The sequence below is a fragment of the Moorena sp. SIO4A5 genome (assembly GCF_010672005.1).
Classification (GTDB): Bacteria; Cyanobacteriota; Cyanobacteriia; order Cyanobacteriales; family Coleofasciculaceae; genus Moorena.
On record NZ_JAAHHZ010000094.1, the window covers coordinates 1 to 24,527 of the forward strand.

The following is a 24,527-nucleotide window of genomic DNA, read 5'->3' on the forward strand; positions in this document are numbered from 1 at the left end:
CCAGGCCCCATTACCCCAACCACTATTTTTCTCATGGCTTATTTAACTCTCAGAGACTGTTAATAAAGTAACTCTTAAGATAGCTATCAGCGTGTCGCGTATCAGCTTACGGCGGTTTGCATAACTATCAAGTACACAGGATTTTCTCCTTCTTTCCTCTTCCGTTCGCGTAGCGTGGCCCACGGCCTCAGTCCCTGCTCCCTGCTCCGAAGCTCCCTGCTCCGAAGCTCCCTGCTCCCTAAAAACCCATAAATTTGTACCTAATTGAAGTGCAAACCGCTGTATGTGCTACAAATGGTGCTGCTTGAGGTGCTTTTCAATAAAATAAGCACCTCAAGCAGCATGAGCCTTAGGCTGACGGCTGACGGCTGACGGCTGAATGCTATAGTATGAAGCGTCTGTAAACCTTGTGTAAAACTTAGGTAAAGGTGTGCTTAATTGTCAATTAAATCACACAGACAATTGGAGTTATCTGCTAATAATTTTGTTTGCCAATAATTTCCTTAACAAAACTGAGTTATCAATAACTGATTAACCCATTTTTTAATAAAAATTAGCTATAATTCCTAGCGATATCTAATTTGTAGATTGAGAGGATAGCGTTTCCTAGTAAGGGTCAGATATAGTCAATTTTATTACCCCTCCCCATCTCCCCATCTCCCCATCTCCCCACACCTCCCACACCTCCCACACTTTCCTCTCTTTCCTCTCTTTCCCGACTCCCGACTCCCTACTCCCTACTCCCTACTCACTACTCCCTACTCCCAGATCAGCTGTTCTCTGTTGCCTTTGGAAATGTTCCATCGACTCAAACGATACTTTCTGATTAGTTCGCCATCCCCCAAACATCATCTGTTGCCCTCAATGGCAGAAGATACCCTGATCACTCCCCATCGACTCCATTATCCTCATTGGCATGGGACTAATGGTGATCTGCCCCCTGTTGCTTTAGTTAACTGGTTATCGACATCAGAAGCATCTAGAGAACAAAACAATAATCAAAATAATAATCAGCATTCGCGTAGCGGCTCTTTTGGAGCATCGCAACTAGGAACTATCCCCCTAGCAGGAGAACATAAAACAGCGGAATCATGTATTAATCACGGGGATTACCTGTGGGCAAAAGGTCAACTAAATGAAGCAGTGACCCAGTATCACAAAGCTATTGAACTAGACCCTAAATCGAGTTTGGGTTACCAACGTCTAGGAGCAACTTTAAAGCAACAAGGTCAATTTGAACAAGCCAGTGCCTATTATCGCAAAGCGATTGAATTGGCTGGACTAGAAACCGTCAAGTGGGATCGGTCACAATCAAGAGAACAATCTATAGATCAATGTGTTCCTAGCTCTGGTGAGGGCGATTGTAAACAATATCAGTCAGGAGGTCTTTTGGAAGCAGTCACGGTGTATCTACAACAGGCGCAGACTTACTTGAACCAAAGACAATGGCAACAGGCGATCGCTGCCTGTGAGCGCGCCATTAAAATTGCCCCAGATACGGCTCAGGCTTACAAGATTTGGGGAAATGCGCTACAGTTCATGGGTCAGACTACTGAAGCTATGGGTCACTATGGCCAAGCTTTGGAAATTGAGCCGGATTTTGCGGAAGTTTATGCTAATCTCGGTAGCTTGTGTGCTGGTAAGCAGGATTGGGAAGATGCGATCGCATATTATCAAAAGGCGATTAACCTAAAACCCGATTTGACTGGGGCTTATCGCAACTTAGCTAAAGTATGGACTGAGGTGGGAAACCAACAGGAAGTGCTTAAATGCTGTTATCATCAGCTGATGCTAGAGTTGGATAAATCTAAACCAGAGGACTACCTTAATCTAGGCAATCAGTTATTTAAGGAAGGTCTGGTAACAGAAGCGATCGCTTGTTACCGCCAGGTAATTGAGCGGAATCCCCAGTCGGTGGTAGCTTACCAAAACCTGGCAGAAGCATTGAATCGCCAGGGGAAATGGCAAGAGGCCAATGCTTGCTATCGTAAATTACTGCAATTTTATCGAACCGGTTCTCAGTTACCAGCTTCTCAGTTAACAGCTTCTGAGTTACCAGCTGATCAGATAAATGGTCAGTTAACTAGTCAGATCAATGGTCACACCCACAATCAAGCTAACGCCTCTGATGCCCTGAAACAGGCTATTGTTCCTGAATTGGTAGACAACCAGAAGCAGCAGCAGGTGTCAATTACTCCCCCTAAACGTTACAGAGGAGGGACGATAAAAGCGTCAACTGTTGCCATCGTGCCTAGCCCATCTCAAATTACCGTTAATCCCACCAATCCAACCGTAAAGCCTATCCCTACTGCTCCAGAACGATTAGACCGAGAGCAATTAAAGCCAGAGCAATTAAAGCCAGAGCAATTAGACCGAGACCAATTGGACAGAATTCGCGATCGCACACCACGACTCTGCGGCGGCAATCATCTCCCCCAACTTCCTAACTCTAGAGCTTCTCAGTCTAATCTAGACCTAGATCAAGAGCTTGAGTCGTTTATCAAGGCAGCTCAACAAAATCCAGATTCAGCTAAAGTCCAGGCAAATTTAGGTAGTGCTTATGCTCAGCGGCAGCAGTGGCAAGATGCGATCGCATGTTATCAAAAAGCGATCGCAATTAATCCCAGCTTTGCTGGAGCTTACCGTAACTTAGCAAAAGTTCTAACTCAAACCAATCAACCAGAAGCAGCAGCGGATTATTGGTATCAAGCTCTGACCTTAGAACCGAATACTGTATCGGCTGAAGAACACTTGAATCTCGGTAATACCTTAACCGCCCAAGGGAAATTAGCCCAAGGGATAGCCTGTTATCGTCAGGCAATTCAATTGAAACCTAATTTGTCTGAAGCTTACCATCGACTAGGGGATTTGCTAAAAAAGCAAGGACAAGAGCAAGAGCTGCTAAGCCTTTATCAGCAAGCAGTTCAAAACAATCCCCAAGATGCTAAAGCTTACTTCTATTTAGGAAACCTGTTCACAGACCAAGAAGCATGGGAGCAAGCTTACCCTTGTTATCTCAAAGCCACTCAACTGCAACCGAATCTTGGACAAGCCCATCATAATTTAGCAGATACCTTAGCTAAGCAGCAACGGTGGGAAGAAGCAGTAACAGCTTACCGTCGAGCCATTGAGATACAGCCAGAGTTTTCCTGGTCTTATAACAACATGGGCGATGCCTTGCTTAAGTTAGAACGGTGGCAAGACGCAGCCGATGTGTTCCGAAAAGCCATTGAACTCAAGCCAGATTTCCTATGGTCTTATCAAAATTTAGGTGATGCTCTACAAGCCTTGGAGCAGTGGGATGAAGCAATTATTGCCTATCGCCATGGGATTGAGGTGAAATCCGATTGGCCTTGGTCTTATTACAACTTGGGACAAGCATTAGCAAAAACTGGACAGTGGCTGGATGCGATCGCAGCCTATCGTAACGCTATCGAACTTGACCCGAATTTTGCTAAGGCCTATAGTCATCTCGGTGAAGCCTTAGCAAGAGTTGGGGAGTGGGATGAAGCGATTATCTGTTACGAACAAGCCATTGATATTGACCCCAGTCTTCATGTTTCCGTATACCAGAATTTAGGAGAAGCCTTAGAACGAAACGGATATAGTAATTCAGAGCTTAATAATTCAGAGCTTAATAATTTAGAGCTTAATAATTTAGAACTTAGGACAAAAGACGATAAGTCTAAGTGGCTCTTTGAAGCAATCAATTCAAAGCTTAGGACAAAAGACGATAGCTCTCAGTGGCCCCACGTTTTCCTTCAACCCTTTCATCCCCCCCAAACTCTCCCTGATGGCAGCCCCTGGCCAAAGATATCGATTGTTACCCCTTCGCTGAATCAAGGTGAGTTTATCGAAGAAACTATATTATCAGTGATTCATCAGCACTATCCCAATGTCGAACACATCCTGATTGATGGGGGCTCTACTGATGAAACCATGACCATTGTTAATCAATATCGAGACCACCTTACCTATGTGGTTAGTGAACCGGATAGTGGCCAAAGTGAAGCCTTGAACAAAGGATTTGCGATCGCATCTGGGGAAATCTTGACTTGGCTTAATAGTGATGACCGATTAGCCCCAGGAGCCTTATATAGGATAGCGCTAGCGTTTTATACCAGTGGTGCTGATGTGGTCGCCGGTGTCTGTCAACTGTTTAAAGATGACGTAGCCCTAGAGCAACACTTGACATCCTGTGCTAATGGACTGATGTCCCTTGAAGAAATTTTAGATGTAGAAAGGAATTGGCTAACAGGGAAATTCTTCTATCAGCCAGAAGTCATGTTTACCCGCACCATTTGGGAAAAGTGTGGTGCCTCAGTAGATCAATCTCTCTTCTACAGTATGGATTACGAGTTGTGGGCGCGATTTGCTGCCAAGGGAGCCACCTTACAGGTAATAGGTTATCCCATAGCTCAATACCGTATCCATGAAAACCAAAAGACTAGCACTAAAGATAAGTATGAGCCGGAATTACTATCGGTATCAGAGGCACTGCGGACTAAATTCAATTGTCCTAAGTCTAAAGCGAAAGAAGAGCCTGGGCAACGCCACAGCCTGCGCATTGTGTGCTTCAACGATACCGGATTTCTAGGAGGGGCTGGGATTGCTCACCAACGCATTGCCAAATCCTTAGCCTTAGCAGGGCATCAAGTAATTCCCGTTGCTGGCACATTAGACTGGTCATTGACTCCCGTAGACTGCACAGGGTCAGAGGTTTATCAATTAATTGCTAGTCTCAATCCGGATTTAGTCGTAGTGGGCAATATCCATAATATGACCAATCCCTTGGACATTTTGGAAAGACTTACTAGTCATTTCCCCACTATCTTTGTGATGCACGACCAGTGGTTACTTACCGGACGCTGTGCTTATGTAGGGGATTGTGAAAATTATACCACCCTATGTGATCACGAATGTCCCACTAGCCATGAATACCCGAGCTTAGGATCAGAAAAAATAGCCGACGCTTTTCGTAAAAAACATCGGCTTTTAGGGAGCTATAAAACTTTGTTAGTGCTAGGGGATAGTCACTGGACCACTAATTGGGCTCGTTATGCCTTTGACTATCACCAGCCTCGACGGAATTTCCAAGAATGCGAAAGTAAATTTCAGAGCATTTACTATGGCATTGATTTAGATATATTTAGGCCCTTAGACCAGGCAGAATGTCGCCGCCAGTTGAATTTACCTCAGGATAAATTTATTATACTCACTGGTAGTCAATCTGTAAATGATCAGCGCAAAGGATTTAAGTATCTACTCAAAGCCCTAGACATTGCCAATCTCGATAATATCCTACTGGTTACTTTTGGTCATGGCTCTGCGATCGCAGAAAACCTTGATATTTGGAGTACAGGATATATCGAGGACCCCTCCTTATTAGGATATTACTACAGCGCTGCCGATATATTTATTGGGCCATCCCTTCAAGAAGCATTTGGTCAAACCTTTATAGAAGCAGCAGCCTGTGGCACACCTGCCATTGGCTATGGAGTAGGTGGTGTCAAAGAAGCCATCTTGAATCGAGTGTCAGGACGAGTAGTGACCCAAAAAACCCCAGAAGCCTTAGCTAAGGTCATCAAAGAATTATACTATGACCGGCACAAATTAGACCTGTTGGGGAAAACCGCAGCTATTTATATAGCCAACCACTTCTCCTTACAGTCGAGCTATCACAGTTTTATGGTGGCCTTAGACCAAAGCGGTTGGGTCGATAAGCTCCAAATTCCCAGGGCGAGTAAATTTTTAGTAGACTCTCCCGTAGGCTCTGCCAAACTTACTCAACCCCTAGCGATTAAAAGCGATATTGCCAAAAACAACAGTAGTATTATCTCTGGGGTTGGTATTCAAGGTTATACCCGTCAGGGTTTTGGAGCATTAGAGCAACCATTACCAGAAATTGGTCTTTTTCGTCCCAGCCAGTGGTTACTGTGGCCAGAGGGGGAGTTTGCCATCATTGCCAGTAATCCCAGGAAAGGTCAGCTAGTCATTGCCTGCCGTAACGTCTCCCAGGGTCAGTTTCTTGAAGTTTGGCAACAGGGTAAGTTACTATTGCGAGTAGCAGTGCATCACTGTGGGATCGATCAGGTTAATGTATTTACCCTACCGATTTCGTTACTTGAAGGCGTCAATTTATTTTCCCTGAAGACTGAGACCTATCATGTTGATCAGTCCAATCGACATTTAGCAGTACTGATTGAGGGAATTACCTTTACAGAGCAACTCGATTGGGAACCGTTACGGGAGGGTAGTCAGGAATCCTGATGGAAAAAATTCTATATACACGAGACAATCAGAAAGTCTATCTTGACGTACCTCCCCCTGGTGCTATTCCTAGTTTTTTCGTATTCGCGCTCCACAAATCAGGGAGTGTGATGCAGGACAAAATTATTGAAGATATCGGTTTTACCCTAAAAATACCACTGATTAGTGTTGCCAAAACTTCCTTTAATCAAGGGGTAGAAGAAAGTGCCTTTGGTAAGGATATATGTGACCTTTTTGTCAAAACTGGATATGGCTTTTACGGCTCTCGATATCTCCCTACCTATCTTAATGATTTCGATTTGAGTGGCTTTAAAAAGATATTACTAATCCGCGATCCTAGGGATATTGTAGTATCCCATTATTTTTCCATGAAGAACAGTCATGTTATTCCCCCAGGTAAGATAGGTGATACCCTTTCAAAAAATCGCCAGCGACTACAAGACATGGATATAGACCAGTATGCGATTGAACAAGCACCTATATTTCGCAAAATAATTCAAAGGTACAGCAAGATTGAATATCAGTTATTCAAACTGTTTAGGTATGAAGATATCGTTTTCCATAAGCGTCAGTGGGTTGGGGAGATTATCGATTTTTTGGAAGTAGAGCTTGAAGAGAATAAAATAGAGGAAATAGCTAAGAAGCACGATATTTTTCCAACTAAAGAAAATCCCGCCTCACACATCCGTAAAGTTACCCCAGGGGATTATAAGGAAAAGTTAAAACCCGCTACTATTGATAAGCTTAATGAATGTTTTAAACCTATCTTGATTAAGTATGGGTATGAGAATTAAGAATTAAGAATTAAGAAGGTAGAATTAAGAATGTAGAATGTAGAATGTAGAATGTAGAATGTAGAATGTAGAATGTAGAATGTAGAATGTAGAATGTAGAATTTAGAGGGAGCATTTAACCTTTGTAATTATGTATATAGATCCCCCCTAACCCCCCTTAAAAAGGGGGGAATTAGATTCAAAAGTCCCCCTTACTGGGGGAATTAGATTCAAAAGTCCCCCTTACTGGGGGAATTAGATTCAAAAGTCCCCCTTACTAAGGGGGATTTAGGGGGATCTGAATCAGGGATTAACAAAACTGACATGCTCCCGAATGTAGAATTCATAATTCTTAATTCATAATTCTTAATTCATAATTCTTAAATGTTAAGCATTATTTAAGGTTTTTCCCACTCCCTATCGGGTATATCTAACTGTCTTTATGCAAAGCGCCAGTGGGGGAAACCCCCTTTTGCCGCTGGCAAAAATTTCTGGGAAAGAAAATTATCACACTCCCCACCCATCACAAATTTCCTGTCTTTCCTCTTGACAAGTTTTTGTACTTTAGTCTAGTATATCGGAGGTTACTTGAGCTCCTAGTAGAAACAAGCTGGGGCAGTAACTTCTGTAGGGGTGCATAAAAAAAAATAGTTACGAGGGTGGTTAACCTTTCGGTTAATTACTTTTTAACCCAATCATTACGATAAGCACAGGAAATTAATTATGCAAAAACTACGCAATGCGCTATTGGCATTAGTTATTGCCATAGCTCTGACTTGGATGCCTTCCTTTACGGTAGCTTCTGCACAGGCTCAGGACGCTCCTGATCTTCATCCTGGACTCCAGTTTGCACTCGATCCCTACACATTGGACTTTGTCCAATTCCAAAGCGGTGAGATAGAGCCGGGCCACGAAGTTCATGTTTTTTATGACTCCCAAAGGTTACTTGAGCCTGCAAATCCATACGGTTGTACTGATTTTGAGAGTTTAAAGGTAACAGCCCACGCCGAATGTGGTTGGGGCAGCGGTTCTACTGAATCCGATCTTGAAGCCCTTGACTGCCTTGAATGCGGTGTCGACTGCGATGGAGTAGTCGATTTCGTAAAGGTTGGAGATTTTACTCCTGAGTGTGATTATCTCGAAATCTGGTTCAGTGGCAAGGACAGCACCGGCGGTCAGTGTATCGATAATAATTACGGCCAAAATTACACTTTTCCAGTGTATTGGTAATCATAAGTTGTTGAGTCTGGATAAAATTATCAGCAGTGAAGTAACCTAGGTTTCGCTCTGGAATTCTCCCCAAGGAAGCAACTGAAAAAGCAATGGAGCGCGGGCTGCATTGCTTTTTCAATAAGGTTGTTAAAGGTTGAATATTTTTTTAGGACTTACGCATTTGCCCCCTAAATCCCCCAATTCTGGGGGACTTTAACTCAATTTACCCCCAAAATTGGGGGGCTAGGGCGTGTTTTCAAAGTTTTCCGCAAGATTATGATCCCCCCCAGCCCCCCTTAAAAAAGGGGGGAGCCATAGTCAAAGTCCCCCTTTTTTAAGGGGGACCAACGGGGGATCTCCGAGGCAAGAAGACATACCCTAGGGGGGCGAAATCAAGTTAACCGCGTAAGTCCTATTTTTGTTACTCTCGATTCCCGATTCCCTACTCCCGATTCCCGATTCCCTACTCCCGATTCCCGATTCCCGATTCCCGATTCCCGATTCCCTACTCCCTACTCCCTTAGGATAAGCTCTAGCTTTGAATTTTTGCATCCATCCCTTCACTGTTGGTTGCTTAAAGATACTATCAATCACCTCTTTCATATCTTCAGAAACTGAACTAGACTGTTCCTCAATAGTATTACTTTGCCCAAAATAGCTACAAGTTGCTTCTGGCAACCACAGGGCTCGGCTTCCTCTCAAAAATACTAGATTTATTATTACTTCTACTATCGCAGCCTCTTGATTTAATTCCCTATTGAAGCCTCCTACTAGGTCTAAACGACTGCGACGAAACATAATATTACTTTGACGCAACGGTTGCCACAGTTTCTCTAACTTCCAGATGTGTAAGTCTTCTAAATCTGGTAACTCTTGCCATGGCGTCACCTGGGTTATTTTTTCTCCCTCAACCAGTTGCCACCCACTCAATAGTAAATCTAGGGTAGAGGATTCCCGGTCAAATGCTGCTACTTGTTTCTCTAGGGCATCTGGTAGTAAAACACTGTCACTATCGACAAAGGTGACAAATTCTCCTTGGGCCATCTCAAGAGCGCGTTCGCGTAGCGTGGCCGTAGGCCAATCGCACAACGCCCCCCATTTGCGTACGCATCCCCCTTTAATAACAATTCCCCCCTTACTAAGGTTCCTACTTCCTGTTCCCCCCTTATTAATCCCTGTTCCCCCCTTATTAAGGGGGGCTAGGGGGGATCCCTCCCTACTCCCTACTCCCTGCTCCCTGTTCCCTGCTACTCGCATCCCCCCCTTATTAAGGGGGGCTAGGGGGGATCCCTCCCTACTCCCTACTCCCTGCTCCCTATTCTCTGTTCCCTGATTACCAGCCCCATCCACCACAATAATTTCATAGTCGGAATAGTTTTGAGCCAGCACACTGTCCACTGCTCGCTCAACTATCGCGCTATTGTTGTGAACAATAATAATCACACTAACTCGTGGTGAATCGTGATCATGCCAGGGTTTTAGCTGCCAGGTGCTGTCCGCAATCGTGCCTTGTCCTTGCACATTGCCAATAGTTTTATTCTGTTGCGCTTCCTTACCCATATGGGCCTCATTTTTACCCCCGATCAGATGACCGTAACTATGATTTTGATGCACTGCCATCACCACTTCGCTGGCATCGACTATGGGATAACCCTTCTTAGCAGCAGTAGTGACCATCCAGGTATCCCAATATCCCCGTCCTACCGCAAACTTAGGAATAGTAGGAAATAAATTTTTAGGAAAGATAAAGTAATCCTTAGCATCATGAGCCCCTAAACAACCGCTTTGATAGACTTGTTGACACAGGCTTTCTTCCCAGGTGGGGGACTGAAATTCTATGGGCTTGGACAGGTCAAGATTCCAGCGTCGTCCAGTGATTAAAAATGTGTCTAGGTGTTGGCAGACCTGTTCAATGGCTTGGGTAAAATCCTTCAGTAAAAGAATATCAGCGTTGATGTAAGTGATGATATCGTGAATTGCTTGCTCCTGGACTTGGGCAAATACACTATCCAGTAGAGGAGTGCCATAGCTATTGCACTCGATATCAGGAACATGATTAACTCCTAAGTCCTGAGCAATAGCAGCTGTACCAATTTCATCACCAAATAAAATGATTTCTGGCTTGGGTTTGAGCAAAGTCCAGCTGGTAATAGCGTTGTGCTGGATGATACCAATGTTACCTAGAAAAGGCTTAGGTATGGTGAAAATGCTGATGCCTAGGGTTGATCGAATATCTGGCTTGATATACAACGGTTGCGCCATTTTGCTGATTGCTAATGGTTGATATTGATGGTATGGTTATAGAGTTTGTATATGAGTTGTAAACACACTTCTTGCCGAAAAAGCCATGCATGCAAGAGCCAAAAGGCAACAGGGTAAAGAGCTACGAAGTTTTATTGTCTAAGAAAAAAAGACCTCAAAGGTTTATATATCCAATACAAACGCTATTTTAGATAAGAAAATAGAATCGGTTAGGTATAAGCGATTAGCTATAATAAAGTTTTGGCGAAATCCCTAAGATACCACAATCAATTCGATGAGAAACTGCTAGAACGAATACAATTATTTAACCATCGTTAAATAATTGTATAAAAAAACAGTATTAGGATGCGCTCCCAACTAGAACTAGCTATGGTTGAAACTTCTGTAAGTATTGCAAATCAATTGAGACAGCAAGGACAACAGAGTGAAGCAATTGCAGCATACCAGGAAGCAATTGAGTTACAGCCAGATAATCCAGGAATTTATCACCTTTTGGGACAATCTCAGGCTCAGCAGGGGGATTTAGAAGGTGCGATCGCAAGCTACCAAAAATCAATTGCCCTCAATCCCCAACAGTCGTTTTGGGTCTACAAACATCTCGGGGATGCTCTGAGAGCCCAAGGAAAACTGGATGAGGCGATGGTGGCTTACCAGAATGGGATGCAGTTCGAGCCAGACCATCCGGATTTTTATCACAATTTAGGACAAGCTCAAGCACTACAGGGAAATTTAGACGATGCGATCGCATCCTACCAAAATGCGATCGCACTCAATCCTAGCCATCCGTTTTGGATCTACAAAAATCTCGGGGATGCTCTGAGGCAAAGCAATCGAGTTGATCAAGCAGTTTGCGCTTACCAGGAAGCAAGTCAGTGTGACCCAGAAAATGGCAAAGTAGTATATCCTAACTTGGCACAATGTCAGCAGCAACAGGGAAATTTAGACGATGCCATCGCCTCTTACCAAAATGCGATCGCACTAAATCAAGACCAGCCAGCTTGGGTTTACCAAAATCTCGGGGATAGTCTGAGCTTACAAACTCGATGGTATGAAGCCATTACCGCTTACCGTAGCGCTATAGCCATTAACCCCACCATCAATGGGGTTAAAGAGAGCTTAGCCGATGCTCTGCGAGAAACCAAACAATTGGAGGAAGCGATCGCAGCCTATCGCGATGCGATTGAAACCAATCCCGACCGCTTTGAGTCTCACCATTGGCTAGGGGATTTATATCGAGAAAACAAGAATTGGCATGAAGCAGCAGCTGCTTACCAATCCGCCATAGAACTCAATCCCTACAATCCTTGGACTCACAATAATTTAGGCTTAGCCTTAGCCCAACAAGGGAAGCTAGAAGAAGCCGTAGCCGCTTATCAACAAGCCATAGCCCTATCCCCTAATCAGTACTTTGAGTTTTACCAAAAATTAGGGGAGGCTCTCACCCAACTCCAGCACTGGGAGGAAGCAGTTACCGCTTATAGTCGTGCCATTGACCTCAGTCCAGAAAATCCTGATTTATACTACCCCTTGCGCAAAGCATTGGAAGCATTGGGACAGTGGCAAGAACCAGACTATGAACCCCCATCAGAAGACCCTTGGCTAGCCGCTCACCAATGGGCAGATAGTTTGCGAGAACAGGGAAAAATAGCGGAAGCGATCGCAGCCTATCGCTATGCTCTCGATATCAATCCCAACTGTTGTGAGTCTTACCATTGGTTAGGGGATTTACTCTTAACACAACAGAATTGGGATGAAGCAGCAATAGCTTACCAGCGAGCTATAGAACTCAATCCTTACAATCCCTGGTCTCACCATAATTTAGGGCTAGCCTTAACTGAACACGGCAAGTTAGACGAAGCAGTAGCTGCCTTAAACCAAGCCATAGGCCTATCCCCCAACCAGTACTTTGAATTTTACCAAAACTTAGGAAATGCCCTCAGCAAACTCCACCGTTGGGATGAATCCCTTACCGCCTATGGCAGTGCTATTGAATTAAATCCAGGCCATCCTCAGTTACACAGTAGTTTAGGAAGTGTATTGGTTCAATTGGGAAAGTCCGATCAGGCGGTAGCGTCTTACCGTCGCTCTATACAGTTAAAGCCAGATGACCCCGAGATACAGGAAAAATTAGGAAATGTGCTTCGAGAAAGAGTCCAAGTAGATTTAGATCAAGCAATCAGCTGTTATCGTCGAGGCATTCGGACTAATCCAGATAATCTCGATAATTATCACAAGGCATTAGGGATACAATCCAACGATCCTGAACTGTATCTACAGTTAGGCAATACATTAGTTAAACAAAATCAGTTAGACCAAGCCATTATTTTCTACCAAATCGCCCTCGAGATCCAACCCGAAAATTATGAAGTAAACGCTCAGTTGACCAGGGTTTTGGAAAAACAAGGCAAGGTAGGGAGTAGGGAGTAGGGAGTAGGGAGTAGGGAGTAGGGAATAGGGAATAGGGAATAGGGAATAGGGAACAGGCAAGAGGCAAGAGGCAAGAGGCATACATGCTAAAGTTTGAAGGCAAGAAGTGTGTTTACAACCCAGATAAAAACCCTATAGCGTTTCTCGTAGCTATGAGGTACACATTATTTTTTCCCTCTTCCCTCACTTCCCCTCCTGGGAGGGGTTAGGGGTGGGTTACTCTTACCTCTTCCCTGCTCCCTGCTCCGAAGTCCCTGCTCCCTAAAACCCAGAAATTTGTACCTCACAAGTCGTAGAATTGCTATATATCATAACTACTCTAGAAGAGCCCAGGATTTTTTCCCATATCCGCTACTCCCTACTCCCTTTTCCCTACTCCCTTTTCCCGATTCCCGATTCCCTATTACCTGTTCCCTTTAAAACCTAACTATGGCAATCAAATTTTGGAATGGTATTGCATTAATTGCAGATGATACCTACAGGACTCAATTAATCCCAAAAGTAGGACGCTTAGATCACGATCAATCACTGCTGAGGGGGATTTTACCCCATATACCAAGGGGTGGTGTTGCCATAGATGTTGGTGCCAACATTGGCGATCACACCATTGCTTACTTGAATAAAGTTGGCCTAACTGGTCGAGTGTTAGCATTTGAACCCCTGCCAGAAGCTTATGAATGTCTCACGTTAAATGTACCAGGGGCAGAATCCTATAACTATGCCCTTTCAGACCAAGAAGAAACCCTGAATTTGGTGATTCGACCGAATACAGGAGAGAGTTTTTGCTCCTATTCAGAGAACTCACAAACCATTCGAGCTGTTCCATTAGATTCCTTTGAGTTTAGCCAGCTAGACTTGATCAAGTTTGATGTAGAAGGTTGGGAGTTGAAAGCCCTCAAAGGAGCGGAAGAGACTATCTATCAACATCAACCTCGGATGGTGATTGAGATTAACGAGAAAGTATTTAAACGAACCCTCGGGAATCGACAAGAGATTTACGATTTTCTGAAGCGACATGATTACGATTTACAACCAATACAACCAAAGACCAGCCTCAACACTGAGAGAATTGATGTACTGGCAGTACCAGCAAAAGCACAATACTTCTGTGGCTTCCAGCATAAATTAGGGGAAGCTTACACAGCAAATAATCAGCTTGATCAAGCTATCATCGCTTACCGTCGTGCGATTGGGCTTAATCCCACCATATCTTCCTATGATCACAACTTGGGGGATGTCTTGGAGAAACAAGGTCATCTGGAATCTGCGATCGCATTTTACCGTAAAGCCATTGAACTGAACCCTGATCACCATCAGTATCATATCACCTTAGCCAAAGCCCTAGCCCGAAAAGGCATGGCAGCTGAAGCAGTAACTGAGTATCGCTTAGGGATGTCCCTTAACCCTAACTTCCAGTGGTCAGAAGATAATTTTGGCGAAGCTTTATTAGAAGGTCTGTATAAACACCATAGTAAAAACCATAGTAAAGGTTTCCAAGGCAACCCTAGTCAAAAGAAGGACACAAGCCACGACTGTGGTGTCATTTTTTTAGCCATTGGTGAAAAATTTAAACAAGAATTTCTTAATGCTTATAAATTTTTCAATAAATCCAATCCTACCATCCCCATCTCCCTATTTACTGATTGCGCCATGGGGGAGTTAGATGGTTGTACAGTCTATCCCTTAAACGAAAATAAAAATCCTCATAAACTCAAAGTAGACATCTTGAAAAATAGCCCTTATCAAAAAACTCTATTTCTTGATACAGACACCTTAGTCGTTGCTGATATTTCCGAGATATTTTCCTTACTAGATGACTGTGATTTATGTATAGCCAGAGAACCTAATGTTGACTATAGTAAACACCCCTATAAATTTATTGGATATAAATCCCATAAATACATTAATACAGGAGTATTCGCTTTTAAAAAATGCGAATTCATTACTAAAATGATTGATGGCTGGATTACTATGATTTCCCAACGAAATGACTCAGATATGAGAGCCGGACATTTTGCTGACCAGTACTATTTCAACCAGTTATTACAATCGGGTTTCTTTGAGCAAGAAGGAGGCAAAGTAAAGGTCATAGACAACAATATTTACAATGTCAGACCACAGCCTCTGCCTCACCTGATCAAAGATGGCTTATTTAATCAAGCGAAGATAATTCATCTACGACTCTCTGCTTTTGTCCCATCATTAGTTTCTCTTAAAAAGAAATAGGGAGTAGGGAATCGGGAATCGGGAATCGGGAGTCGGGAGTCGGGAGTCGGGAGTCGGGTGGGGAGTGCATAATAAAGTTGGGTAGGGTGCGTTAGGGGGGCATTCATGTTTCGCCTCGTAGTCAGGGTTAGGTTGCTACCCGTAACGCACCACTGCTGAATCAAACAACTGTATCGCTTTTTTCAGATTGTCTTGCTTATAACTACGGATTCTGTGACTATAGGAAGACCAAGGTTGTTTTGAGAGTTTTTTTGAGTCATTGCCCAAGCCATGGGTAAGTCTTGTTTGGTGCGAACGGACGAAGCTTGTTGGAATGCTTCAATGGCAAGTTCTAGATTATAAGCCCTGTCCCCACGGATTCTGTTTCTGTAGACTTCCCCCAGGTTGGTTTGAGTCTGTGCCCAATGGTAGGGGAAGTCTGATTGAGTGTAAACTGACAAGGCTAGTTGGTATCGGGCAATCGCAAGTTCTAGATTCTCAGCCCTGTGGTGGCGGATTCTGTTTCTGTAGGCTTCCCCTAGGTTGGTTTGAGTCATTGCCCAATAGATAGGGAAATCTGATTTGGTGTAAACTGACAATGCTCGTTGGTAATGGGCAATGGCAAGTTCTAGATTCTCAGCCTTGTCCCCACGGATTCTGTTTCTGTAGGCTTCCCCCAGGTTAGTTTGAATCGCTGCCCAACTTTCCCGCTTACTCTCACGGGTAAAGACCTTTAGCACCTGTTTGTAACCAGCAATGGCGATTTCGATGTTATTGGCTTTATTGCCTAGGGGAAACTGCTGGATCAGGTGGCTGAATTCCCAAATAACTCTAGCGATGTATTCTGCTTCAGCTTCTGAGAGTTTAGGACTTGCCCAGGTTTCCAGGATATCGATCAACTTATCATCAAGTTTGTCTAGGTTGGCTGCCAGGAGTGGGTAGATCACTTTGGGGTCGCTATCGCTGTTGTCAGTTGCCAGCAATACCTCTGTCAAAAATTCCAGATAGTCTTGGGATGAGGGATTAGCTGAGGTAGGGGTTTCTGAGATTCCCAGCATGTCTAAAAGTTCACTCCTCAGACCCAGTAAAACCTCAGCGCTGTTTTGCTTGCCCTCTGTTGTCAGTTGTTCTGCTACTTGTGCCATTACCTGCAATAACTCTGAATCCAGTGACATACTCCCACACTGACAAGCACGGTTCAGTGTGGGCTTCTTACCAACTCCAGCTATTGCTTAGGATACTCGGTAAGCTTTATTAACGATACGGGATGCCCCTCCGCACCGGAACAATACAAAAAGTTCTATTTTTAAACACGCAGGTGGCGGTTAGCTCTTAATTTGTCTTCCCTGCTATTTTTATTATAACGTTTTTCAGGCTGTTTATCAGAGTTCCTGCCCGCGATTCATCCCTGGAGACGAAACCGATAGATAGGGTCGCCTTAATCAAAAAGTTTTAACCCTTTTCGCATAACCGACTAACCATAAAGGCGACCCTATCCTTACGGTAACTTTAAACACTCATGCTGCGCATTGAGGTGTGGGGCTTCTCGCGGAGGAAGCTAACTCACGGTTGCTCTCAAGAATTTGGAATTCTTCACCACTGGGACAAGTTAGCACTTGCTCGATCAGCTTCAGGTATGCTTGTAGTCTTTGTTTGTCCATTTTTCCTGGTTTTTTCCGGTGCATCTGAGCTTTGGCAACAATATGACCATTGAAGGCTAAAACACAACTCCCGTTCCCTGAACGGATTGATAAATTCTGATCTAAGCTGACAATTTTCCCGTCTAACGCACCCTACGAGATTGAATATAGAGCTGTTTTGGAGGCGATCGCTCTTCAATTTACATCACTCATTACCCCAATATTTGCACCCATAATTTTAGCAATTTGCTTCAGAATACGCAAGACATCATATAACTGATTCCTACGAGGTAGCAGCAGATAAAAAAGATTAGATAAATCATATTGGGGAACACCTTCGGTCAACATTTTAACAAACAAAAACTCATCCCCGCTACCAATCATACCATAGACAGGACGTTCAGGATTAGGATTTGCCATCATATAAGTCATTAGTTGAGGTAAAGCTACTGAAAAAGCAATAGTAGATTTAGATTCAACCAAGAGAACCCAAAGTTGTTGTGCAATAACTAAAGTATCAATTCGACCTCGTAAAATTTCATCCTTGTCTTCTACTTCCACTTCAACAGTCGTTTCAGTAGTGACATAGAAAGGTTCATCATATAAACCTGCCAAAGTAAGTAAAGGTCCAATTAGTAATTGATTAATCACACCTTCTGGGAGAGGACTTCGTTCTCTATGACGTAAAAATCGTCTTTGAATTTGGTCTAGGTTCTCTTGTTCTTGAGCAGTTAGTTGAGGTAAATCCTGTTGCCATTCCTGAAAGAAAAGGTCATTATCTGTAGGAGATAAATTAAACCTTTGCTTCAAGTCAGCTAAGGTAGCGATCGTTTTGGAAATGGGGTAATTTTGAATCATTATTCACTCTTCATCCAACTCAAAATCTACTCTTTCATACAAATTTTGAAACGAAATTTCAAAATCAGCTGAAGCCAATTTTAAAACTGATTCTCCCCCTTGATAATCATTGAAAAGCCATTGCCCATCCTCTTGCTTAAAATATTGAGCCACATAAAAACGATATTGATCGATTAAAATATATTCCTGAAATTCAGGGATAGAACGATAATATATGAATTTATCCGTCCAGTCGTAATCCCGCGTCGATTTAGAAAGGACTTCCACAATGAGTGAAGGATTGGTTACGTTTGTCTTACCCATTCCTTCATAGATTGGTTTTCCTTTAATTACCATTACGTCAGGATAGGTATAGAGGCGATATTGCGCTATGCACAAGCGGACATCATTGATATAGATATAATATTCTTGCTCCTTAATTGTCAAAGGAAATTTGCGACAGAAATTGAGCGCAATTTGATTGTGATTTGTCGTGCCTCCTGTCATGAGGATGATTTCTCCATCTCGATATTCATGTTTATCTATCGCTTCCTCCTCTAATGTCAAGTATTCTTCAGGCGTGTAGTACCGTTTTTCTGTTTGAATCACCATATTAATGTTCCTGATGCTGCGATCGTTGTTCAGTTGCCATTACTCTTTAGGATAGGTGTATCTTGCAAACTCCGCTCAGTATAGCGCTACGCGCAAGGGCTTTAGGCAAAAGCCATGCATGCTAAAGTTGACTACAACAGCTTTTGCTGCTTGTATCCATGTCAAACACCTTAATGTGTAGTGCTATATTTGATCCTGTAGTTCAGTTGGTAGGGTGCGTTAGGCAGTAAGGATTTTCCGATTCTATTCTAGCTTGGTGCCCTGCGACGGATTGATAAATTCTGAGCTACGCTGACCCAATTTGTTGGGATAAGCAATACTACCCACCTGACTTCCTTTCCCTTCAGGATAGAGATAATCACTCTCTACCACCCATTGCTTTTCAATCTGGTTATCCTTGTTACTGCGTGTCACTAACCAAGGATTAGGAACAGGTGGAAAAACTGTTTTAGTCTGCTTATTGTCATCAGTAACTTGAATTCCCTTGGTCAAAGCATCTGGCAACGCCCAATGTAAATGAATTCCCGCTTTCAGATACAAATTCTGATTTTGAAAAGGTTGAGAAACAATCTCTTCACTAATATTGGCAATATTATGATTTACGTCTCGCTTACCATCAAAATAAGGAAGGCGGCTAAAATCTGTCATCGCCTCTACTACAACGCGATCGCTTTCCAGATACAGAGCGTCTAAGTGGACAGCAACCATTAAAGCGGGAATTTTTCCAGCCAAAATTACCTCCTCTCCCAGAATATCAACAATCGGTTTCAGCCAAATTTCACAGGTAATTTCACTAGGATTTTCTCTGACACCTTTAAGTGTGCTTCAGTTTCCCAGAAATGATTAATTCTGCAACAAAATTTTACATTAAAGGGTATTGACAGGGTAATATAACTGGTATCTACCTTTGTGTAGCAAGGGATACAGCATATTAATAAAAAAAAAGATCGGTCAAGTTTTGGTTAACCCCAATGCTTGACCGAATTCTATTGTGTAAACGTCAACAACTACAGCTTAACTGCATTCAAATCTGAATAACTACTGATCAACTAATACATTCGTCAGTGGTCAGTGGTCAGTGGTCAGTGGTCAGCCATTGGCCATTGGCTGATAGCTGATAGCTGATAGCTGATAGCTGATAGCTTAAAAATAACCTCCACAATTACTGGTCGCCAGGGCGTCAAACCCTGGCAAAACCCTATCCTAGTCTACGTAGAAAAATCGAATCAAGGTGGTCATAACCTCACCGGGGTTTTCGGTAGGCTCGATAGCTTTTATAGGAACTGCCCACCGACAGTAACTTAATTATAAAATAGTACTTAATTGTCTACATTTTTAATAAAATTAATCCTCAGGTCGGCAGTGCATAATACCAATTTAAAACCTGACAATCTCGAAGGTAAGCACTGCCCACCCTACGCCAGCAGCGCGATCATGCTCTTGCTAGCATGCCTATTGCCTATTACCTATTACCTATTGCCTATTGCCTATTGCCTTAGCCAACTACGCCATCCCAAACTTATAATTGCCATACTTAATGTCATACCAAAATAAATTAGCGACTCTGTCTATAGACTCCTGATTATAATAATTAGTGTAATCATTATGTTTGTCTTGCTCTATCTTCGGACAATTCAGCTTCAGTCCTAGCAGAGACTCCAATAAAGTTACGTCTGATTCTAGAGTTTCAAAACGGATAACATAATCCACAAGAAACGTGTTATCCTCATCAAGTGCCGAGTAAGACAGTGAGTAAGCCGACAAATCAGTTAAGTGCTTACCTGCCTTGATATCCCATGATTTTCCTTTAGTGATCCACTCGGTAAAAGGCATTTTTTTGTTAGGATTGTACTGTTGTTTCTCCCAAAAGTAGAAGCCATTGTGATCAGGATTTCCAAAGGAGTACACAGAGACAAGCATATCCCAGGGGTTTCTAACAGAAGTGAATTTGAAGTAGCTATTCCAATCCCAACCCATGCGTTCAAAATGCTGTTGAACCATAGATGCTGGCACATGGGGATGGTTGTATCGCGGTTTATCTGTACTAACAATATCACTGTAAGGATCTAGTGCTTGTCTAATCGTAGTATCACCAGACCTGGGCTTGCCAATGAATACGAATTTATGCTTGTGTGATAGTCTCATTTTATAGCAGTTATTAATTGGATGAGGGAAAAAGTCCTGGGTTTTAGGGAGTAGGGAGTAGGGAGTAGGGAGTAGGGAGTAGGGAGTAGGGAGTAGGGAGTAGGGAGTAGGGAGTAGGGAGTAGGGAGTAGGGAATAGGGAGTAGGGAGTAGGGAGTAGGGAGTAGGGAGTAGGGAGTAGGGAGTAGGAGTAATAAATTTGACTGTATCTTATAGGTCTTATCAACACTATATTTTATAGTTCAACACTCAAAAATTAGCACTGATAACTGAGCACTGAGCACTCAAAAATTATCTAGCGTTTCCTAGTAAGCGTGAGGTACATCTAAATTTTATTCCCTGTTCCCTGTTCCCTGTTCCCTGCTCCCTGCTCCCTGTTCCCTATTCCCTATTCCCTATTCCCTATTCCCTATTCCCTATTCCCTATTCCCTAGTTTAAAAAGAATACTTTCCGTAGTTGATATCATACTCAAACATTTCGGAGACTATTGCTTTGGATTCGCTATCATAATACTGGCTATAGTGGTCATGCTTGCTAGTATTTATCTTCAAAGAATCTAGAGGTAGTCCTAGCTTTGAAGCTACAAAATCTAAGTCTTCCTCTAGGTGTTCAACACGGATAACATAATCAACAAGGAAGTTATTATGATCATCAAGAACATAGTAAGGAAGAGTATAGCTATACAAATCATCTAGAAATTGTTGCTGCTTCAAGTCCCAGGATTTTCCTGTCTTAATCCACTGCTTGAATGGCATCCTGGTGTTTGGGTTATAGGGGTATTTTTCGATAATGTCTTGGGATACACTGACTACTCTTGGTTTTTCCCACCAATAAATACCTCGGTGATCTGGCTTAGCATAAAAGTACAGAGAAACCAGCATATCCCAAGGGTTTCGGATACTAATAAACTTGAAGTAGCTGTTCCAGTTCCAACCCATACGCTCAAAATGCTGCTTTAACAGAGATGCTGGAACATGGTGATGGTAATGTCGCTTCTGATCCGTACTCCAAACATCGGTGTAAGGATCCAATGCCTTACGAATACTAGTACTAGCACACTTAGGTTTGCTGAGGAATACAAACTTATGCTTGTGGGATATTCTCATGATAACTGTTGATAGATGTCCGATTTGACAATGGATTTTAAAAAATAATCGTTGCTCAGCTTTTCTTTAATCGGGTGCTGCTGCAGGTAGTGGTGGGTTTCCTCAATTAAGGCAAAATCCTCAGCTTTGGCTGCTGCTTCTTGTCTAGACTGGAAGTAAAGGGGATAGTCTTCGCCCAAATACTCTTTTACAGCTGGCAGCGGATTGACTAAAACCGGAGTATTTCTGACGATACACTCAATGATCGCGTTATTGGCACTGGTGTCATACAACTCCAAATAAGCAATATTCTTTGACAAGACTTCATCATACTCATCATTGGGCAAATAATCAACTATCTGCACATAACTGTAATTGGGCTGTAAATTAAATACTTGTTTTTCAGTGTGTAACATCTCCCCAGAATAGGGTTTACGTAACACCACCTTTTTGTAGTTTTTTACCGGTAAATAGTAGATAGAGTGCATCTTCCGCAACCAAATTCCAATTTGGATAATAGTTGGCTCAGGATTTGCCAAAAACTTATCCATCGAAAACTTGACATCTGGGGTTTCCGTAGGATGGATGATGCTGACAATCGGCACATCTAGCTGCTTTTGGAGCCATCGACGAGAGTCTTCAGATAAACAAAATAGACCTTGACAATACTTAATACTCTCTTGCCACAACTGACTTGCAAATATTCTCTGAGGTGACAGGTGTTCTTGAAACCATTTAGGGGCATAGGGAGGGCAATGGATGAATCCAATCCAAGGCTCTGTATAAGCAGTTGGGGTGTTGTTACAATCTCCAGGATCGGAACCCCAGGCAAATTTCTTTTCTATGAAGCCATCCACCAAGATTCCAGCATCATTATGTAACGCTTTCAAGCTATTCATCGCATAAGACCATCCAGAGCGATGCTCCCCGTAATGATACTGTAAAGCAGAAGCAAGATTGAGTTTTTTCGGATAATCCCCAGAGTCTTCAAACCCTGAATCCTGCTCTTCAGTTTGGGAGACATCAAGGCTTCCATTACCATTGGATTTCTCAGTTAGCGGTACATAATACTCCTGTAAAATTTTTTTCTCAAAATCAACCGTTGATTCAAACCGCCTGTTATAGGATTGAGGGTCTTCTAGGTAAATTCCTAAAGGTTCCCTCAACAGCATGAATTTAGACCCGTTAGTTGAACAACGTAACCAAAATTCCCAATCAGCACTCGCGCCATACTCAATTTCATCGAAATAGCCATTTTTTTCATGGACACTCTTCCGCCAGACCGGCATACAATGGGGAAGATTTTGGGAGCCTATTTTACCTTTTTCCTCCCCTTCAGCCCACCACTTTTCTTGAAAAAAGTCTTCGGTTCCAAAATACTCCGGAAATCCCACATACCAGACAGCATGAGCCGTATTATTATCCCAGGTTTCATTGGGTTGCATCGTAACTTTCAGAGGAGCGCAAACTACGTCCACATCAGGATGCTCATCCAAAGCTCTCATATGTTCTTCGATATGTCTGGGAGCTCTGCGGTCATCCAGATTAGCGTTGGTAATATAGTGACCACGGGCTAGTCGAATGCTCATGTTCCAAACTTCATACAGCCCTGGGTCTTCATCCAATTTTATATAGATAATATTGGGATACCTGGTCATATACTTTTTAATCACAGGCTCTTCATTTCCCGGAGAATTGGGATTGACCAATAGTAATTCACATTCAGCAAAAACCGTCTGCTGGCTAATATCCTTGAGGAAGTGTTCAATATACTTATCCCCTTTAAAGACTGATGTGATGATGGATACTTTGGGTTTCCATTTATAGGTACTAAATGGTTGATTAAGCAGAGTAGAGCGTATTAGCTCTTGCCATTCCGGTAGGTTACTGAATGGATAAGAATTGAATGGAGAACCATAAGCCGCTGAAAATGTTGTAAACTGCTCTATCCAATCGGAAATAGTTTCGGTTGGTTGATAAGGGGTAATGCTTAGGGAGTTTTTTAACTGCTCAGCCATAGTGGTGAAATTCCCAGAATGATAACAGGTCCAGGCTAACCAAACCAAGGAATTATAATCATGATTTTTAGTATTGGTATGGCTATAGACCGGATTCTGAGCATCAGGTAATCTGGGTTTATATATAATCGGTTGTTTACTGTTTTGATAAATTGTCAAGAATTGCTGAACGATATAGTTATCGATGTGACCAATTAAGTCATAATCAACTTTGTTGATATCAGCTTTTTCTTGATAAGAAGGATACCGAGCTGGAGCAAATAGTTTGGTAAAATTAAGGGCTGATTTTTGCCAAATTTCGTAGCTATAGTTGGTGGAGTGCTTGACATGATAGGCAACGGGAGACACTAAGTCTTTTATGGTTAACCCCTGTTGCCAAGCAATCACTGGTACCCAGAAATCCCAAAAGGGAATACCAAGGCAAAAGTCAGAGGATGGGAATTTTTCCAGCAGTTCTTTTTCAAAAAAGAACACATCAACCCCAACATCGTAAATCTCACCGTTGATTGATTCAGCAGTATCAACATCGACTCGTGAAGCGAGCAGGATAGAGTTTTGAGTTTGCTCTCGAATAAATTCTGTAAAATCCTGCTCAGCTTTTAAGATAATATCTGCGTTAACAATTCCACAGATTTGGCTACCGTACTCACGCAAATAGGATAAGAGGTCATCAATGTAAACATAAGGCTTACCATAATGCTCTCGTCCATCCCGAAATACTCTGTGAAATTTAATGTCTTGATATAAAGGCTGGAGTTTCTCAATCTCTTCTATAATATTTAAAGAAACAACCTCAAATCCTAGATTAAGCCAACTATTAATAGCTGCTTGTTGCTTATTAATATTTCCTGGTGCAATACTGGTTACGATGACAAGGGTTTTAGTTGTCATTAGTCATTGGTCCTTGAGGAAAGGGAGTAGGGAGTAGGGAGTAGGGAGTAGGGAGTAGGGAGTAGGGAGTAGGGAGTAGGGAGTAGGGAGTAGGGAGTAGGGAGTAGGGAGTAGGGAGTAGGGAGTAGGGAGTAGGGAGTAGGGAGTAGG

16 protein-coding genes are annotated in these 24,527 nt (G+C 42.7%); 6 read left to right on the forward strand and 10 right to left on the reverse strand.

Annotation, left to right across the window (positions count from 1 at the left end; all coding sequences use genetic code 11):
* Positions 1-783 precede the first annotated feature (783 nt).
* From F6K57_RS24130 to F6K57_RS24140, 3 genes are all read left to right on the forward strand, one after another.
* Positions 784-6,270: a tetratricopeptide repeat protein gene (locus F6K57_RS24130; RefSeq protein WP_293071177.1), complete on the forward strand. Its 5,487-nt coding sequence runs from the start codon at positions 784-786 to the stop codon at positions 6,268-6,270.
* Positions 6,270-7,064, forward strand: a complete 795-nt coding sequence (locus F6K57_RS24135) for a sulfotransferase domain-containing protein (RefSeq protein WP_293071179.1) — start codon at positions 6,270-6,272, stop codon at positions 7,062-7,064. Before F6K57_RS24130 ends, F6K57_RS24135 begins: the two co-directional genes overlap by 1 nt.
* A gap of 702 nt (positions 7,065-7,766) precedes the next feature.
* Positions 7,767-8,273: a DUF6209 family protein gene (locus F6K57_RS24140; RefSeq protein ID WP_293071181.1), complete on the forward strand. Its 507-nt coding sequence runs from the start codon at positions 7,767-7,769 to the stop codon at positions 8,271-8,273.
* 360 nt (positions 8,274-8,633) lie between these two features.
* Here the strand turns inward: F6K57_RS24140 and F6K57_RS24145 are convergent, their stop codons facing one another.
* Positions 8,634-10,517 carry a glycosyltransferase family 2 protein gene (locus F6K57_RS24145; RefSeq protein WP_293071183.1) on the reverse strand — a complete coding sequence of 628 codons (1,884 nt, stop codon included), beginning with the start codon at positions 10,515-10,517 and terminating at the stop codon, positions 8,634-8,636.
* Between the two features lie 369 nt (positions 10,518-10,886).
* On the opposite strand from F6K57_RS24145, the gene F6K57_RS24150 reads away from it, so the two are divergent.
* Positions 10,887-12,944 (forward strand): tetratricopeptide repeat protein, encoded by a 2,058-nt coding sequence (locus tag F6K57_RS24150; RefSeq protein WP_293071185.1) that lies wholly within the window; start codon positions 10,887-10,889, stop codon positions 12,942-12,944.
* Here F6K57_RS24150 and F6K57_RS24155 read toward each other — a convergent pair.
* On the reverse strand, positions 12,893-13,018 hold the full coding sequence (locus tag F6K57_RS24155; protein ID WP_293046225.1) for a hypothetical protein: 126 nt from the start codon (positions 13,016-13,018) through the stop codon (positions 12,893-12,895). The genes F6K57_RS24150 and F6K57_RS24155 overlap by 52 nt on opposite strands.
* 224 nt (positions 13,019-13,242) lie before the next feature.
* Here F6K57_RS24155 and F6K57_RS24160 point away from each other — a divergent pair, with 224 nt between their 5' ends.
* Positions 13,243-13,371, forward strand: a complete 129-nt coding sequence (locus tag F6K57_RS24160; RefSeq protein WP_293071187.1) for a hypothetical protein — start codon at positions 13,243-13,245, stop codon at positions 13,369-13,371.
* A 2-nt stretch (positions 13,372-13,373) separates the two neighbouring features.
* Positions 13,374-15,170: an FkbM family methyltransferase gene (locus F6K57_RS24165; protein ID WP_293071189.1), complete on the forward strand. Its 1,797-nt coding sequence runs from the start codon at positions 13,374-13,376 to the stop codon at positions 15,168-15,170.
* Here F6K57_RS24165 and F6K57_RS24170 read toward each other — a convergent pair.
* From F6K57_RS24170 to F6K57_RS24205, 8 genes are all read right to left on the reverse strand, one after another.
* Positions 15,116-15,277 (reverse strand): hypothetical protein, encoded by a 162-nt coding sequence (locus tag F6K57_RS24170; RefSeq protein ID WP_158069770.1) that lies wholly within the window; start codon positions 15,275-15,277, stop codon positions 15,116-15,118. The two genes, F6K57_RS24165 and F6K57_RS24170, sit on opposite strands and share 55 nt — an antisense overlap.
* Before the next feature lie 75 nt (positions 15,278-15,352).
* Positions 15,353-16,324, reverse strand: coding sequence for a tetratricopeptide repeat protein (locus F6K57_RS24175; protein WP_293071192.1), 972 nt, complete (start codon positions 16,322-16,324; stop codon positions 15,353-15,355).
* A gap of 660 nt (positions 16,325-16,984) precedes the next feature.
* Positions 16,985-17,647 carry a type I restriction endonuclease subunit R gene (locus tag F6K57_RS24180; protein ID WP_075903010.1) on the reverse strand — a complete coding sequence of 221 codons (663 nt, stop codon included), beginning with the start codon at positions 17,645-17,647 and terminating at the stop codon, positions 16,985-16,987.
* Positions 17,648-17,650: 3 nt separating this feature from the next.
* The gene (locus F6K57_RS24185; protein ID WP_293071194.1) at positions 17,651-18,238 is read right to left on the reverse strand and encodes a Uma2 family endonuclease; all 588 of its coding nucleotides are present in this window, start codon (positions 18,236-18,238) and stop codon (positions 17,651-17,653) included.
* Positions 18,239-18,481: 243 nt separating this feature from the next.
* Positions 18,482-18,970, reverse strand: a complete 489-nt coding sequence (locus tag F6K57_RS24190; RefSeq protein WP_293046215.1) for a hypothetical protein — start codon at positions 18,968-18,970, stop codon at positions 18,482-18,484.
* Positions 18,971-19,741: 771 nt separating this feature from the next.
* Positions 19,742-20,608 (reverse strand): sulfotransferase family 2 domain-containing protein, encoded by an 867-nt coding sequence (locus F6K57_RS24195; protein ID WP_293071196.1) that lies wholly within the window; start codon positions 20,606-20,608, stop codon positions 19,742-19,744.
* Between the two features lie 209 nt (positions 20,609-20,817).
* Positions 20,818-21,489 carry a sulfotransferase family 2 domain-containing protein gene (locus F6K57_RS24200; protein ID WP_293071198.1) on the reverse strand — a complete coding sequence of 224 codons (672 nt, stop codon included), beginning with the start codon at positions 21,487-21,489 and terminating at the stop codon, positions 20,818-20,820.
* Positions 21,486-24,377 carry a glycosyltransferase gene (locus F6K57_RS24205; RefSeq protein ID WP_293071200.1) on the reverse strand — a complete coding sequence of 964 codons (2,892 nt, stop codon included), beginning with the start codon at positions 24,375-24,377 and terminating at the stop codon, positions 21,486-21,488. Before F6K57_RS24205 ends, F6K57_RS24200 begins: the two co-directional genes overlap by 4 nt.
* Between the last annotated feature and the right edge of the window lie 150 nt (positions 24,378-24,527).

Coding starts and splice junctions, on each gene's coding strand:
- F6K57_RS24180 (WP_075903010.1), bottom strand. CDS start 17,647: ATGATTCAAAATTACCCCATTTCCAAAACGATCGCTACCTTAGCTGAC.
- F6K57_RS24145 (WP_293071183.1), bottom strand. CDS start 10,517: ATGGCGCAACCGTTGTATATCAAGCCAGATATTCGATCAACCCTAGGC.
- F6K57_RS24165 (WP_293071189.1), top strand. CDS start 13,374: ATGGCAATCAAATTTTGGAATGGTATTGCATTAATTGCAGATGATACC.
- F6K57_RS24140 (WP_293071181.1), top strand. CDS start 7,767: ATGCAAAAACTACGCAATGCGCTATTGGCATTAGTTATTGCCATAGCT.
- F6K57_RS24205 (WP_293071200.1), bottom strand. CDS start 24,377: ATGACAACTAAAACCCTTGTCATCGTAACCAGTATTGCACCAGGAAAT.
- F6K57_RS24150 (WP_293071185.1), top strand. CDS start 10,887: ATGGTTGAAACTTCTGTAAGTATTGCAAATCAATTGAGACAGCAAGGA.
- F6K57_RS24135 (WP_293071179.1), top strand. CDS start 6,270: ATGGAAAAAATTCTATATACACGAGACAATCAGAAAGTCTATCTTGAC.
- F6K57_RS24185 (WP_293071194.1), bottom strand. CDS start 18,238: ATGGTGATTCAAACAGAAAAACGGTACTACACGCCTGAAGAATACTTG.
- F6K57_RS24175 (WP_293071192.1), bottom strand. CDS start 16,324: ATGTCACTGGATTCAGAGTTATTGCAGGTAATGGCACAAGTAGCAGAA.
- F6K57_RS24200 (WP_293071198.1), bottom strand. CDS start 21,489: ATGAGAATATCCCACAAGCATAAGTTTGTATTCCTCAGCAAACCTAAG.
- F6K57_RS24170 (WP_158069770.1), bottom strand. CDS start 15,277: ATGAATGCCCCCCTAACGCACCCTACCCAACTTTATTATGCACTCCCC.